Annotated in this window: 14 protein-coding genes; 2 read left to right on the top strand and 12 right to left on the bottom strand. The window is 34.8% G+C overall.

From position 1 onward, the window contains the following. Positions 1 to 16: 16 nt before the first annotated feature. Positions 17 to 646 (bottom strand): YceI family protein, encoded by a 630-nt coding sequence (locus tag H6X70_RS07965; RefSeq protein ID WP_194767150.1) that lies wholly within the window; start codon positions 644 to 646, stop codon positions 17 to 19. A gap of 121 nt (positions 647 to 767) precedes the next feature. Here H6X70_RS07965 and hemN point away from each other — a divergent pair, with 121 nt between their 5' ends. Continuing rightward, on the top strand, positions 768 to 2132 hold the full coding sequence (hemN, locus tag H6X70_RS07970) for an oxygen-independent coproporphyrinogen III oxidase (RefSeq protein ID WP_194767151.1): 1365 nt from the start codon (positions 768 to 770) through the stop codon (positions 2130 to 2132). A gap of 70 nt (positions 2133 to 2202) precedes the next feature. Further along, a complete protein-coding gene (locus tag H6X70_RS07975) occupies positions 2203 to 3036 on the top strand; it encodes a universal stress protein (protein ID WP_194767152.1) in 834 nt (277 codons plus the stop codon). Positions 3037 to 3102: 66 nt separating this feature from the next. Here H6X70_RS07975 and H6X70_RS07980 read toward each other — a convergent pair whose 3' ends face one another. The 11 genes from H6X70_RS07980 to ccoS form a co-directional block, all read right to left on the bottom strand. Next, the gene (locus H6X70_RS07980) at positions 3103 to 4497 is read right to left on the bottom strand and encodes a TolC family protein (protein WP_194767153.1); all 1395 of its coding nucleotides are present in this window, start codon (positions 4495 to 4497) and stop codon (positions 3103 to 3105) included. A gap of 3 nt (positions 4498 to 4500) precedes the next feature. Next, on the bottom strand, positions 4501 to 5856 hold the full coding sequence (locus H6X70_RS07985; protein ID WP_194767154.1) for an HlyD family secretion protein: 1356 nt from the start codon (positions 5854 to 5856) through the stop codon (positions 4501 to 4503). Positions 5857 to 5859: 3 nt separating this feature from the next. After that, positions 5860 to 7527, bottom strand: a complete 1668-nt coding sequence (locus H6X70_RS07990) for a peptidase domain-containing ABC transporter (RefSeq protein ID WP_194767155.1) — start codon at positions 7525 to 7527, stop codon at positions 5860 to 5862. A gap of 2 nt (positions 7528 to 7529) precedes the next feature. Next, entirely contained in the window at positions 7530 to 8204 is a 675-nt protein-coding gene (locus tag H6X70_RS07995; protein ID WP_194767156.1) for a TetR/AcrR family transcriptional regulator, read from the bottom strand. A gap of 136 nt (positions 8205 to 8340) precedes the next feature. Further along, on the bottom strand, positions 8341 to 9042 hold the full coding sequence (locus tag H6X70_RS08000) for a sulfite exporter TauE/SafE family protein (protein WP_194767157.1): 702 nt from the start codon (positions 9040 to 9042) through the stop codon (positions 8341 to 8343). A gap of 1 nt (position 9043) precedes the next feature. Then, positions 9044 to 9490, bottom strand: coding sequence for a FixH family protein (locus tag H6X70_RS08005; protein ID WP_194767158.1), 447 nt, complete (start codon positions 9488 to 9490; stop codon positions 9044 to 9046). A 349-nt stretch (positions 9491 to 9839) separates the two neighbouring features. Then, entirely contained in the window at positions 9840 to 11264 is a 1425-nt protein-coding gene (gene ccoG / locus H6X70_RS08010) for a cytochrome c oxidase accessory protein CcoG (RefSeq protein ID WP_194767159.1), read from the bottom strand. Positions 11265 to 11338: 74 nt separating this feature from the next. Further along, a complete protein-coding gene (locus H6X70_RS08015; RefSeq protein ID WP_194767160.1) occupies positions 11339 to 12292 on the bottom strand; it encodes a cbb3-type cytochrome c oxidase N-terminal domain-containing protein in 954 nt (317 codons plus the stop codon). Further along, positions 12289 to 12477, bottom strand: coding sequence for a CcoQ/FixQ family Cbb3-type cytochrome c oxidase assembly chaperone (locus H6X70_RS16885; protein ID WP_228530306.1), 189 nt, complete (start codon positions 12475 to 12477; stop codon positions 12289 to 12291). Before H6X70_RS16885 ends, H6X70_RS08015 begins: the two co-directional genes overlap by 4 nt. 15 nt (positions 12478 to 12492) lie before the next feature. Then, positions 12493 to 14682 (bottom strand): cytochrome-c oxidase, cbb3-type subunit I, encoded by a 2190-nt coding sequence (ccoN, locus tag H6X70_RS08020; RefSeq protein WP_194767161.1) that lies wholly within the window; start codon positions 14680 to 14682, stop codon positions 12493 to 12495. Positions 14683 to 14692: 10 nt separating this feature from the next. Next, entirely contained in the window at positions 14693 to 14878 is a 186-nt protein-coding gene (gene ccoS, locus H6X70_RS08025) for a cbb3-type cytochrome oxidase assembly protein CcoS (RefSeq protein ID WP_194767162.1), read from the bottom strand. Positions 14879 to 14924 lie beyond the last annotated feature (46 nt).

Here is a 14924-nt window from a genome sequence, read left to right on the forward strand (position 1 = left end):
TAATTAGGCTGTAAAACTAGTTTTCGCGAAGAAAAGCGTTTACTTCAATAGCAACATCTTCCCAAGTTTTACTTACCCCATCGGCACCTTTATGTAAATCGAAACACACTTTGTTTAACGATGCTAAGGCATCTAAAGCTTTCCATTCTGCTAAATTCATGGTCCCCGTTAAAGTTACACGTCTTTCGTCTGTAATTTTAACATCCATTGGTAAATTATTGGTTTCGCCATTCATTGTAACAGAAGCCACTACCGAACCATTTACGTATTTTATAGTTCCCGTAATTAAATCGGTGTCTAACATGGCGCCAAAAAACGAAGTTTTAATTTTAGCATCACGCGTGTTTGTGGCGTCGTTAGTAAATAAACTGCTAACAGGAATTGAAAATTTTAAATTGTTTAAAGCCTCCTCTGGAGTCGCTCCCGATTTTTCGTCAAAATTAACAGTAGTGAATTCTCCACCAACGCCAACTTTGTCTGTAGTTTTATAAGCTGTAAATTTTACAGAAGTTCCTTCTGGTTTTATTACAAATTGTTTAGCAGCAGAAACTTCGGTTGCAGCTTCAGTTTTAGTTTCTTTTTTCTCTTGTTTACAAGACGTTAGACTTATAGCCATGGCTATAAATAACAAACTTATTTTTTTCATTTTATAGGATTTTATTTATCCGAAAGTTAAGGAATAATAAACGATTGGCAAATAACAAGCATGACAAATGTCATGTTTTCAAAGCTGATTTTAATCTAATTTTGAATATCAATTATATAACATGTCTAACGTTTTAGTTAATAAATATAATATCGCTGGCCCGAGATACACAAGTTATCCTACGGTGCCTTATTGGGATAGTGCTACTTTTTCTTTGGAAAAATGGAAGCAATCTTTAAAAAAATCGTTTGAAGAAAGCAATGCAACTGAAGGTATTAGCTTGTATATTCATTTGCCTTTTTGCGAAAGTTTATGCACCTTTTGTGGCTGTAATAAGCGTATTACTAAGCAACACAGTGTAGAATCGCCATATATTAAAGCGGTTTTAAAAGAGTGGCAATTGTATTTGAATTTGTTTGATGAAAAGCCTGTAATTAAAGAATTACATCTTGGTGGTGGTACCCCCACTTTTTTTAGTCCAGAGCATTTAACTCAATTAATTCAAGGGATTTTTGAAGGTGCCACATGTGCCGAAAATCATGAGTTTAGTTTTGAAGGGCACCCCAATAATACCACAAAAGAACATTTACAAGCTTTGTATGATGTAGGTTTCAGACGCGTAAGTTACGGGGTTCAAGACTACAATGAAACGGTTCAAAAAGCCATTCATCGTATTCAACCTTTTGAAAACGTAAAACGTGCTACCGAGTTGGCTAGAGAAATTGGTTATACATCGGTTGGTCATGATATTATTTTTGGTTTGCCTTTTCAAACTTTCGAACATGTACAGGAAACCATTTTAAAAACCAAAGAGTTACTGCCCGATAGATTGGCGTTTTATAGCTATGCGCATGTGCCTTGGATTAAAGGCAACGGGCAACGTGGTTTTAAAGAATCCGATTTGCCTTCGCCAGCTTTAAAAAGAAAACAGTACGAATTAGGCAAACAATTATTAGCCGAAGTGGGTTACGAAGAAATTGGGATGGATCACTTTGCGTTGAAGTCAGATTCACTATATAAATCTATGGTTTCGGGTGATTTGCATCGTAATTTTATGGGCTATACCGCATCGAAAACTCAGGCTATGATTGGTTTGGGCGTGTCTTCAATTAGCGATAGTTGGTATGGTTTTGCTCAAAATGTAAAGGATATTGAAAGCTATTATAAGCTTTTAGCTGAAGATGTTATTCCTGTTTATCGCGGCCATATTTTAAATGATGAAGATTTAATCATTCGTAAGCACATCCTTAATTTAATGTGCCGATTTAAAACCACTTGGACTTCCGATACCCTTTATTTTGATGAACTGCCCGATGCACTCATCAAATTAAAAGAAATGGAACGCGATGGATTGCTTTTAATTAATAAGAATAGCATTGAAGTTACAGCGAAAGGACAACCTTTTGTTAGAAATATTTGTATGGCGTTTGATGTGTTGTTGCAACGGAAACAACCCGATACGCAATTGTTTTCCATGACGATTTAATGGGGCATAATGCCTTGTTGCTACTCAGATTGATTAAGATAGACGAAACACGAATTTAACTAAAGTGATTATGAAAAAAATAATTGTACCTGTAGATTTTTCTGAACATTCAGAATACGCTTTAGAAACTGCCGCAAAATTGGCTGAAAAATACGATGCAGAATTATTAGTACTGCACATGTTAGAAATGTCTGATATCGTGTTAACCGCTGAAGGAGGTTTGCAAAACCAGAAATTATTGTTTTTTCTTCAACTCGCTGAACAGCGGTTTGAGAAATTTTTAGATAAGAGTTACTTAAAAGCATTAAAAGTAACACCAATTATTAAACATTTTAAAGTGTTTAGTGAGGTTAACGATGTGGCTTTAGAAAATGAAGCAGACCTTATAGTTATGGGGACTCATGGCGTAAATGGTTTTAAAGAAATTTTTCTAGGCTCGAATACAGAGCGTGTTATTCGTTATGCCGATGTGCCTGTTTTGGTAGTTAAAAATAAAGTGCTAGACGTTAATTTCGATGTGGTTTCTTTTGCCTGCGATTTTAATGAAGCCAGCATTCCAAGCTTTAAAAAAGCAATAGATATGTTTGAAGGTATGGGGGCTAAAGCATATACAGTCCATGTGAATTTACCTCATGATAAATTTAAAAGCTCTCAAGAAATTGAAAAAAAGGTGGTTAAGTTTTTTACTAAGGCTTATCTGAATTTAGATAGAATGAAAGATGTGCACTACGTATCCGATTATAGTATTGAAGGAGGCGTTTTAAATTTTTCGAATAAAATTGGCGCCGATTTAATAGCGGTGCTAACCCATGGAAAAAAAGGGTTGGCTCACTTTTTTGAAGGCAGCGTTGGCGAAGATGTTGCTAATCATGCCACATTACCTGTAATAACTTTTAAAATATAAGTTTTTTAATAGCAACAATTACTTATTACTCAGAGAAGGCAGTTAAATTATTTTAGCTGCTTTTTTTTATAAAATTGATACAGAAAGCACATTAAATAAATTTGCTTTGGTGTTAAAAAAGTCGTTTTCAAGAGAAATAGCCTTAAGTTTTGCATCTATAAGCTTCGATTCTCTAGAGTTTACAAGAAACAAAGAACTTTCGCCTAAAAAGAATTTACGTTCTTCAGCTTTTAGCATTTTGTTGTAGTCTTCAACAATCACTTCGGTATAATCGTTTTGCAAAACAAAAGATTGCAGCTCCTGGTTAATCGCGTTAATTTTATTTTTTAGAGCGATACGCGTAGATTGAATTTCGTACTGGGTATCTTGTATTTTTAGTTTGGCTAATTTTAAATCGCTGCGTTCTTTCCTTAAAAACAAAGGGAAACTTACGTTTACACCACTTTTGTAATTTGCTGTATTAAAGGAATTCATCGCCTCTGGTGTTTCCGATAAAAAGTTGTACTGCAAATCAATTTGAGGCAAAAGATTGTTTAGTTTCAATCGTTTTTCAATATTCAAACTTTGAAATTTATAATCTAAAGATTGTAATTTAGGGTGTTCTTCTAAGTTTAAACTTTCAATATCTAAAAGTGAGGTATTCAGAGTTTGATCTATGGTGTTGAAAGTATTTATGTCTGGAATAATATCATCATTAATTTCAATAGGCGTATTATCATTCAACCATAAAAAATTGGATAACTCTAATGAAGATTTTATAAATTTTATTCGAGATTTTTCAAGATTTAACTTTCTGTTATTCAGTGTAATTCTGGCTTCAAGAGTGTCTATGGCGGGTTTGTCGCCCACTTCATAACTTTTCTTAATGCCATCAAAACGAATTTGGGCATTATTTAAAAAATCTTCATAAACCCGTTTTTCATTGTAGGTTTTTAACCAGTTAAAATAGGTTACTGTCGCTTTATATAAAATGTTATTAACCAGTAGTTGTCTGTCTGCTTTAGCTTGATTTACAAACATTTTGGCTTGTTTCAACATGGCCATACGTTCGTTAGTTAAAAGCCCTTTAGCTACCGAAACAGAAACACCAACGCTGTATAAACCATCTGTAGGTACATAAGATTCAGGATTTAAATACGCCCCTGAATTTTCTTCAAAATTCCCTTTTAGTTCCACACCATACCAAGTTGGTATTTTAAAAGCTGCATTAAGTTTATCATAATATTCGGTGTTTTTGAATTTTTTCCGATTATAATCAACTTCCAATTTCGGGTCAAAAGCTCCTCGAGCTTTCATTAACTTAATTTCACTTTCGTTAATAATAAGGTTGGCCTGTTTCACTATAGGATGAAAAGATTTAACATAGCCTAAGTATTCGGGCAGGCTTATTATTTTAGTGCTATCCTGAGCCTGAACTAAGGTTGCAGCGCATAATAAGATATGAAATATAAAGCGTTTCATTTTTTATTTTGTTTTGTTAGAACCTTTTTTGTTTTCGGTTGGCTGATAATAATTTGGTGGGAAACTGTTAATTTGTCGCCACAATTCAAACCAAATTGGCACATCGTCAAGTAAGGCAATGGTTCGTGCTCCAGAGCCAATTCTAATAGCTTCGGGCCATTTAGAATCTTCTTTGTCTGGGGCTAATAAAACACGGTATTTGCCATTGTCGCTTATAAATTTTTCAATAGCGACTACTTTGGCGCCGTAGGTTCCGTAAGATGCATTTGGCCATCCGCTAAAAACAATGGCTGGCCATCCGTCAAATTGTACACGAACTTTTTCGCCTACGTGAAGCAAGGGTAAATCTATAGGCTTTACGAAAGTTTCTACAGCTAAATCGTATTTAGAAGGCATGATACCTACCAATTCTTGACCTTCTTTAAACGTAATTCCAAGTCCGCCAGCTAAAGCTCTATTTATATAGCCATCTTGTGGAGCCGTTACATAAAGCAAACTATTTCGAGCTTTGTAGTTGGAATAGGTGTTTTCTAGTTTTGTAACTTGTGCTTTGGCATCATATCCGCTGGATTGTGCCGTATACATATCACTTTGTGCTTTTGATATTTTATCGGCATAAGACGCACTAATTCTAGAAAGTTCAAGTTGAGCGTTTAAAACTTCATTTTGGCTTGCTATATATTTGTTTTCTTGCGATATTAATTTGGCCTGAGTTTCTTGTAGTTTTAATCGCTTTTCCTCGACATCTTTTACGGCTTTTAATCCTTCTTCTTGCAGTGTTTCAATACGGTTAAATTGGCGTTCGGCAATGGTTAAATTCGTTTTTGCAGCCTCCAAATCAATACTGTCGCTTTTTACTTTTAACCGGGCTTGTATTAACTTGTTTTCGGTTTGCTTAAATTTTAATTTTTGCTCGCTAAGTAAGGCGTTTATTTGTCTGTTTAAAGCGTTTACTTTGCCTTGATAAGCATTTACAGAAGATGCTTTGGCCTCAATTTGTTGGTTTGTTCGTTCAACTAATTGGTCATCAAAGTATTCACTTTTTATTTCAGATATTCTTAAAATGGTATCGCCTTTTTTAACATAATCGCCCTCTTGTACAAACCATTCTTCAATTCGTCCAGGAATTTGAGACATAATATGTTGTGGGCGTTGGTCTGGTTTTAAGGTGGTTACAGTACCGTTTCCGGATATGTTTTGGGTCCAAGGTAAGAACAGTACAATAATACCAATTATAGCTATGGCTATTAAAAACTTATTGAATTGTTTGTAATAACGCTTGTTGAAAATATCTTTACTAGACTTAAATTGGGTTAAATCTATCTTTTTATTTAATTGATTGTTAGATATATTTAGCATAAATTATAAGTTTTGAAGCGTTGCGTTTCCTTTTTCTAAGGTTAATAATTCATTACAGCTATTTGCCCAATTTTTATCGTTGCTTACCACAATTACGGCCCAAGGATTTTGCTTATTGGTTATAAAATTTATAATTTCTAAAGATTCTTCCTTGTTGGTTCTATCTAAAGGGTTTTCTAGAATTAAAACTTTTGGCGATTTTAGAATAGCGCGAGCTAAAATAATTTTCTTTGAAACCGTATACGATAACTGATTGCCTTCGGCCTTTAAATCGGTTTGTAGTCCGTTGGGCTGGTCTTTAATAAAATCCCTTAAGCCTACTTTGTCTAAAACTTCAAAAATTTTATCGTCGGATATCGCAGGGTTACCAAAGGTTAAATTTTCTTTAATCGTGCCTTCAAACGGCGTTTCTTCCGAAAGAGAAACCCCTAATTGCGATCTAAAATGGTTTATATTTAAACTGCTTATAGACATGTTATTGACGTAAACATGACCCGAAGTGGCTTCAATTACACCAGCAATAACTCGTAATAATGTCGATTTTCCTGCGCCACTTTCTCCCGTTATTAGAATACGACTATCTTTTTTTATGTTTAGTGATATGTCCTTTAAAATAGGTTTGTCTTTATTAGAAACGGCGTACGATACATGCTCTAATTCGATATTTAAACCATCTTTAAAAATAGGCATATCTCCATCTTGACTCTCTAAGTTTTTATCTACAATTTGACCTATTTTTTCTATTGAAGTTAAAGCATCATAAAACGATTCTAAGCCTAGAATAAGTTTTTCAACCGATGCTATAATAAGTAATATGATAATTTCGGCAGCAACAAACTGACCAATATTCATTTCCTGATTTAAAACCAATGCCCCTCCAATTAATAAAAGACTGGCCGTAACAATCAATTTAAAACCAATCATTTGTATAAATTGCAGCATGAGTATTTTAAAGTGATTTTCTCGAGATTTTAAGTAACCACTAACAAAATCATCGTTTTTGCTCAGCCCTAAATTGGTGTTTCCAGCTAGTTTAAAACTGGTTACCGTTCTAGCAATTTCTTGAATCCAGTGTGCTACTTGATATTTGTTTTTAGATTCTTTTAAACTGGTATCAAGTCCTTTTTTTGCAGTAAACTTAAAAATCACAAAGATTAAAACCAGTAATAGAAGTCCGAAAATAATGAAGAATGGATGATAAAACGATAGCAGAATTAAAGCAAACAGGGTTTGCAAAACCGCAGAAGGTATATCGATAAGGATTTTCGATAAACTTTTTTGAATGGTTAAGGTATCAAAAAATCTATTGGCTAATTCTGGTGGATGATAGTTACGTAATTCGGCCATTTTTATTTTAGGAAAACGGTAGCTTAATTCGAAAGACGCTCGCATAAACACACGTTGCTGTATGGTTTCTAAAATGCGTAATTGCATAATTTTTAAACCTCCATCAAAAGCAACACCAAGGGTTACCAAGATAATAAGAACAATCCATGAGGTTGAAACTTGTGCGCCTTGTATTAAATTTATAATGGCCTGGATTCCTAATGGCAGGGATAGTGATATAACCCCAGAAAAAATAGCGTAGTAGAATATTTGAAAAATGTCCTTTTTTTCAAGTTCTAATAATCCTAATAAACGTTGCCAAGGCGTCATTGTGGGTTCGGTCATTGTTAAAGTTTTAGTGTGTTTAAGCTTAAGTTTATAAAAAAATGTGATGGGGTTTTAGCTTCATCACAATCGGTTATGGTTGAAAAATGATCCTTTAGAAAATGCTGATGCAAACCGCCTTCAATAATGGTGCTGGCCAAAGATGTAGGGAAATTGTAAAGCGGTGCAGCTTCTGTAATAATTGTACTTAATCGCGTAATTAAACGCTTGTAAACAACAAAATAACCATCTTTGTTCTCTTGGTCGACTTCCTTGGTTAAAAAGGATTTTGAGTTTTCGTTTATTATAATGTTGTTTAAAAGAACTTCGTTAATATGTGAAAAGTTAGAATCTTCTTTTGTTGTCCTGCACAAAATTTCAATCGCCTTTTCTAGTTTCTCTTTTTTATCGTTAATACTATAGGTTTCAAATACCATTTGATATTCCAACCAAGCCCAATACCATGACGATAAGTAAAGCAGTAATTTATGTTTGTTTTCAAAATACCTATAAATAGAACTTTCGTTCGAGGCAATTTTACACCCTAATTTTTTAAAGGTAAATGCATCAAAGCCAATCTCATGTATTAAAAGGATGCTGTGTTCTATAATACGTTTGCCTAATTCAGAAGATTCAGGGTCTTTTACGTAAATTTTGTCAGGAACAGCAATTTTAAGATTTGTTAGTAGATTATGCATGATTAATTAATTTGATTTCAAAAATAATAGTATTACTATTAATTATAAAACTAAAACTATTATTTATTCTTATAAGCAATCAATAAAATCTATACGTGTGAGATTTGATGGAAATACTAGTGTTTAAAAATCATGATTAATGACAATCAATTTCGCTAGAAGCGGCATCAAAAACGGGGGCAGGCGAGAGGTAAGGAATGCCTAAACCCAATCCGCGAATAATAAATAACAAGCCAATAATTACAACAAAAACAGGAATTAAATTTTGAATACGTTGTCGTGCTTTTCCTTTTAAAAACTGACTAAAATAAATTGCGGTAGTCATTAAAGGAATTGTACCTAAGCCAAAAACACTCATGTAAAGACTTCCTTCTAAAATGCTACCTGTTGCAATGGCAGCAAAAAGTGCCATGTACACCAAACCACAGGGTAAAAAACCGTTTAAAAAACCAATGGTTAAAAAAGTATCGAAAGTTTTTTTCTTTAAAGCGCTGCCTAAAGCCGATTTAATTTTAGAAATGATTTTGTAAATAGGTTTAGATAGGTTGTATTTGTTGAAGATTTTCTGCGGAATTAAAACCACCACAATCATTAAAACCCCAATAATTATAGAAAGTTGCTGCTGAAATCCGAAAAGGTATAACCGCTGCCCAATAAACCCAAAAATGAGTCCGATAATGCTATAGGCAAGCAATCTTCCAAAATGATAAATCGCTATTTGGCTTACTTTTTTGAAGTTATTTGTTCGGTCTACCGGAAGCATAAAAGCAATCGGGCCGCACATGCCAACGCAATGAAAACTTCCTAATAAACCTAATATAAATGCAGAAAAAAGCATGTTAATAATGTATCGCTTCCTTAAATAAATAAGGTTTTCCGTTGTATTGCCAATCTATTTTAAGGTTCCAACGGCCTTCAACTAACCGATTTTCAGGAATTATTAAATAAGTGTTAGATAAATTGATGTCAGTTTCAAAATCTAAACTTTTTTTAGAAGGTCTGTACAAAAATATTTTTCCTGTAATATTTTTAAAGTCAAGATTCTCCGGAAATTTAATCTTCAGGCCTTCGCTAGATTTTTCATAGCTAATATTTTCGCTAAGTGTATTGGCATTATTTAGTTTATCAATATCGCCTTGATAAGTTAACTCTGCACCGTAATAATCCTCTGTAACCAGCTCGTGTTTATAAGCTTTGTCTACATTCATGGTGATAACAAAGTATAAAATGAAGGAAATAAATCCTATAAACGCCAACACAATTCCGGTTCCCCAATTAAACTTCATATCTTATTTTTAAATTAACAATGTACAATTAACAAAGTGCAATTAACAGTGAACAATTAATAATTAACAGTTAAAAGTGACTAATTAGCAATTAACACTTATCAGTTAATAATTAAAAGTGAATAATTAACCAAAAACCAACAACCAGTAACCAGTAACCAATTCATGGCATTCCCTCCGTGCCTCCGGTCGGGCTTTCGGCAGTCGCTCTTTGCAACGAGCTCCAACAATGCCTCAATCCCTAATGCAGCTATCCGCCAAAAACAGTTTTTAAACTAATCTAAAGGCTATCCACCAAAAACCAAAAACCAGTAACCAATAACTAACAACTAACAACCAACAACAAAATCTACTTAAAACTCCGTGGACCTAAAAAATTAGCTGTGGTGGTTTCAATTAAATCGTCGCCATTGTAAACGCCAATTTCAATTTTATTACGATCGCCAGTTAAAGCGGCATTATTTATTTCAACAAACAAGGTGCCTTCTACTAAGCCTTGCTTTGGTACAGAAAGTTTATCGCTAGTTGCTACCAATTTTAAAGTGCCTTTATGGGATAATAATTTTAAAGTCACATCATCAAAATCTCGCGTGGTTTTATTTACTAACTTATAGGTAAATACATTACTAATAATGTTATTTTCTTTGTGCTCGTAAAGCTGACCAGGAAGCCTTAAAATATTAGCCTCAATGTCGTTTCTTAAAAATAACATGCCTGTTAACAAGCCTGTTAAAATCACTAAAACAGCAATATAACCTTTCATTCTTGCTGTAACTTTAAAAGGCTTTTTATTTTCTATTTCCTCTTCGCTAGCATAGCGTATTAAACCTTTAGGCAAATTGATGCTTTCCATAATATGGTCGCATTCATCAATACAAGCAGTACAGTTTACACATTCTAACTGCGTGCCGTTTCTAATATCAATGCCTGTAGGGCATACATTTACACATTGCATGCAGTCAATACAATCGCCATGTCCTAAAGCTTCACGGTCTTCGTTTTTCTTGAATTTTTTTCTGCCATTTTCTGCTTCACCGCGTTTGTGGTCGTAAGCCACTACAATCGATTTGGTGTCTAAAAGTACACCTTGTAATCTTCCGTAAGGACAAGCGATAATACAAACCTGTTCTCTAAACCAGGCAAAAACAAAGTAAAAAACAGCGGTAAAAATAATTAAGGAAATCAGGGTGCTAACATGGTTTAATGGCCCTGCTTTAATGTATTGTATAAGTTTATCGCTACCAATTAAGTAAGCTAAAAAGACATTAGCTATAATGAATGATATTAATAAGAAAATAAAAAGCTTCAGACCTTTTTTTCTAATTTTCTCAGCATTCCATGGTTGTTTTGCTAAGCGCATTTGCTTGCCGCGATCGCCTTCAATCCAATATTCTATGCGACGAAAAACCATTTCCATGAAAATGGTTTGCGGACAAATCCATCCGCAGAAAATTCTACCAAATGCTACAGTAAAAAGCGCTATAAAAATAACGCCAATAAGCATGGAGATTACAAATAAATAAAAATCTTGTGGCCAGAACGGGAATCCGAAAATATTAAAACGACGTTCTAAAACATTAAACATTAAAAACTGGTTGCCGTTTATTTTAATAAACGGTGCAGCCACTAGAAAAGTTAAAAGGAAATAGCTAACGTACTTGCGGTATTTGTAAAGTTTTCCGCTTGGCTTTTTAGGAAATACCCAGGCGCGCTTACCGTCTTTTGTAACAGTGCCAATTGAATCTCTGAATATTTCATTTTCTGGAGTTTCCAATGCTTTTGTGATTTAAGACCCCCTGAGTTGGTAATTCAGGAGGTCAATCTTAATTTTAATGCAAGCGTCTAGTTTTATTCTGTAACAGTCTCAGTAGGCGTTTCGTTTTCTACTGGTGCTTCTTCAGTAGCCTCTGCTGTTGGCGTTTCTGCACCATGAGCAACAATAATATCACCTTCTGGATCTTTTGGGTTTGCAGGCGTAGTACCTTGAAAAGTTAAAACATAACTGGCTACTTGAGCAATTTCCAATGGTTTTAATTGGGCTTTCCAAGCAATCATACCTTTACCTGAACGGCCACCTTCACTAACCGTGTGAAAGATACTTTTTATATCGCCTCCTAGAATCCAGTGTGTATCGGTTAAATTCGGACCAATCCCACCGCCACCATCGGCCATATGGCAAGCAACACAATTGGTTTCAAATACTTTTTTTCCAGCTGCTAAATCCGATGCTTCTGTTAATTGTGTTACGGTATTAACATCAACTAAATCTTTAGCATTTTTTTTGTAAGCTTCAATAGCTGTTTTTGCTTCAGCTAATTCGGTTTCAAATTCATCAATTTGACTCGGACCACTAAATACTTCATATCTTAATAGATAAACCACGGCAAATACAATTGAAATGTAAAATGCATACAGCCACCATGGTGGTAAATTGTTGTCCAATTCGCGAATACCATCATAACTATGGTCTAAAATAATTTCGCTTTCTTTTTCAATGGGTTTAGATCCTAATAGTTTTAAGTATGTTCTTTTTAGCCAAGGAAATTCGGCAGCTTTATTTTTTTCTGCAATAAAACGTGCTTTGGCTTCGGGATCTAATTTTTGAAACATTACATTTTCTAAAGCGCCCACAATCCCTTCAATAGCTATCAAAATAAATAGCACTAAAAACAAGAAGGCTAAAACTACGGGGTATTCTATAAATGCAGGTTTATTCCCAGAATCTACGAAAAATTCTACAGTTCCTACAATAATCAAAAATAGGAGTGGAACACGAACCCAGGAAGGAATTAAGTTTCTCATAATATATCGTCTTTTTGGTGGTTGTCTAAAGGCAAGTTGCTTACTCTATTAATGTAGTCTTTTTTAGCGGTAAAAACCCACCAAAAAAGTACTACAAAAAAACTGAAAAAGATCAGTAAGGAAATTATTGGGTATATTTCTATACCTGCAATAGTTTCCATATGGTGTTTGATGTATTTTAACATGGTTCGTTTTTATATTTATTGTGCTACGTCTACTTTTATATCTGTTCCTAATCGTTGTAAATACGCGATTAAAGCAACAATTTCTCTGTTTTTCATTTCGATAAATGCTTCGCCGTTTTCCGTAGCATATTTTTTATCTGCTTCGTAAGCTTTAACAAAATCAGGGTCTGAATATAAGTTCTTTTCAATTTGAGAACCTTGGTCTAGCATGTGTTGTTGCGCATTAGCAATGTCTTCATCAGAATAAGGCACGCCTAATGTTACCATCGCTTCCATTTTGGCTTCGGTCATCGATTTGTCTAACTCGCTACTTTCTCCTGTTATTAACCAAGGATAACGTGGCATGATAGAACCCGATGAGGTACTTTGTGGGTCGTACATGTGATTAAAATGCCAGTTGTCTGAATATTTCTGACCAATTCTATGAATGTCTGGTCCTGTACGTTTGCTACCCCAGAGGAATGGATGATCGTAAACATATTCGCCAGCTTTAGAGTATTCACCATAACGCTCAACTTCGTGTCTAAACGGACGAATCATTTGTGAATGGCAACTCACACAACCTTCTCTAATATAAATATCACGACCTTCTAATTCTAAAGGTGTATAAGGCTTTACACTTGCAATGGTTGGGATATTAGACTTAATCATAATGGTAGGAACAATTTGAATGATACCACCAATTAAAATAGCCACCGTTGCTAAAATGGTTAATTGAATAGGTCTACGCTCTAACCAAGTATGCCATCCTTCAGAAGCAGTACGCTTGTTGGTTACTTTTTCTAAAGCAGGAGCTTCAGCCAATTCATCTTCAACTTGACTACCTTGTCTTACCGTAGCAATAACGTTGTAAACCAGGATGAACATTCCTAAAATATATAAGGTTCCTCCAATGGCACGCATCCAATACATAGGCATGATTTCGGTTACGGTTTCTAAAAAGTTTCCGTAAACTAAAGTACCATCAGGGTTAAATTGTTGCCACATTGAATACTGTGTAAATCCAGCAACATATAATGGTAAGGCGTACATGATAATCCCTAAAGTCCCTAACCAGAAATGTAAATTAGCTAAGCCTAAAGAGTATAGTTTTGTTTTGAATAAACGCGGAATTAAATAGTAAATAATACCAAAGGCCATAAAACCGTTCCAGGCTAACGCACCAACGTGAACGTGAGCGATAATCCAATCGGTAAAATGCGCTACAGCATTTACATTTTTTAAAGAAAGCATTGGGCCTTCAAAAGTTGCCATACCATAACCGGTAATGGCGACTACCATAAATTTTAAAACAGGATCTGTACGGACTTTATCCCAAGCGCCACGCAAGGTTAAAAGGCCGTTTATCATACCACCCCAAGAAGGCATTAATAACATAACAGAAAAAGCAACCCCTAAGTTTTGTGCCCATTCCGGTAAAGCTGTGTATAATAAATGGTGAGGTCCTGCCCAGATATAGATAAAAATTAAAGACCAAAAGTGAATAATTGAAAGTCTGTAAGAGTAAACCGGTCTGTTTGCCGCTTTAGGTACGAAATAGTACATTAAACCTAAAAAAGGTGTGGTTAAAAAGAAGGCCACCGCATTATGGCCGTACCACCATTGCACTAAAGCATCTTGAACCCCAGCGTACACCGAATAACTTTTCATGGCGCTTACTGGTAACTCTAAACTATTAAAAATATGAAGTACCGCTACGGTAACAAAAGTGGCAATGTAAAACCAAATAGCAACATATAAATGGCGCTGTCTACGTTTTAAAATCGTCCAAATCATATTGATACCAAAAACCACCCAAATCACAGCGATAGCAATATCGATTGGCCATTCCAGTTCGGCGTATTCTTTAGATGAGGTGTAACCTAACGGAAGTGAAATCGCGGCAGCAACAATAATAAGTTGCCAACCCCAAAAGTTAATGTTGCTAAGTAAATCACTTGCCATACGGGCTTTTAGTAAACGCTGAAGCGAATAATAAATTCCAGCAAACATGGCGTTTCCAACAAAGGCGAAAATTACGGCGTTTGTATGTAAAGGTCTTAACCGACCAAAACTAAGCCATGAAATGCCATCGGTAAGGTTTGGGAATAGAAACAAAAAAGCAAGTAGCAAACCTACTGCCATACCTACCACACCAAAAACTATTGTAGCGTAGATAAATTTGGTAACGATTTTGTTATCGTAATGAAACTGTTGCATCTCCATAGTGTAAATGTTATTCTTTTTTGGTTAGTATTGATTTTTTTGGTTTTTCTTTTACGAGTTCATCTTCAAATAACATGCGTACGGAAGGCGTATAGCTGTCATCGTATTGCCCGCTTTTTACGGCTACAACAAAGGCTATAAAGAAGCCAATGGCTACTATAATGCTGATAGCTAGTAGAATATATATTACGCTCATGCCGAGATGTCGAATTGTAGTTTATTTTTCAAATGTATTTTTATCT

This window comes from Tamlana sp. I1 (assembly GCF_015355625.1).
Classification (GTDB): Bacteria; Bacteroidota; Bacteroidia; order Flavobacteriales; family Flavobacteriaceae; genus Pseudotamlana.

Bases quoted from the DNA above. Each gene is read 5' to 3' on its own strand.
- ccoN (WP_194767161.1), bottom strand. From the start codon at position 14,682: ATGGAGATGCAACAGTTTCATTACGATAACAAAATCGTTACCAAATTT.
- hemN (WP_194767151.1), top strand. From the start codon at position 768: ATGTCTAACGTTTTAGTTAATAAATATAATATCGCTGGCCCGAGATAC.
- H6X70_RS07980 (WP_194767153.1), bottom strand. From the start codon at position 4,497: ATGAAACGCTTTATATTTCATATCTTATTATGCGCTGCAACCTTAGTT.
- H6X70_RS07990 (WP_194767155.1), bottom strand. From the start codon at position 7,527: ATGACCGAACCCACAATGACGCCTTGGCAACGTTTATTAGGATTATTA.
- H6X70_RS08000 (WP_194767157.1), bottom strand. From the start codon at position 9,042: ATGCTTTTTTCTGCATTTATATTAGGTTTATTAGGAAGTTTTCATTGC.
- ccoS (WP_194767162.1), bottom strand. From the start codon at position 14,878: ATGAGCGTAATATATATTCTACTAGCTATCAGCATTATAGTAGCCATT.
- H6X70_RS08015 (WP_194767160.1), bottom strand. From the start codon at position 12,292: ATGAGAAACTTAATTCCTTCCTGGGTTCGTGTTCCACTCCTATTTTTG.
- H6X70_RS16885 (WP_228530306.1), bottom strand. From the start codon at position 12,477: ATGTTAAAATACATCAAACACCATATGGAAACTATTGCAGGTATAGAA.
- H6X70_RS07965 (WP_194767150.1), bottom strand. From the start codon at position 646: ATGAAAAAAATAAGTTTGTTATTTATAGCCATGGCTATAAGTCTAACG.
- H6X70_RS08005 (WP_194767158.1), bottom strand. From the start codon at position 9,490: ATGAAGTTTAATTGGGGAACCGGAATTGTGTTGGCGTTTATAGGATTT.
- H6X70_RS07995 (WP_194767156.1), bottom strand. From the start codon at position 8,204: ATGCATAATCTACTAACAAATCTTAAAATTGCTGTTCCTGACAAAATT.
- H6X70_RS07975 (WP_194767152.1), top strand. From the start codon at position 2,203: ATGAAAAAAATAATTGTACCTGTAGATTTTTCTGAACATTCAGAATAC.
- H6X70_RS07985 (WP_194767154.1), bottom strand. From the start codon at position 5,856: ATGCTAAATATATCTAACAATCAATTAAATAAAAAGATAGATTTAACC.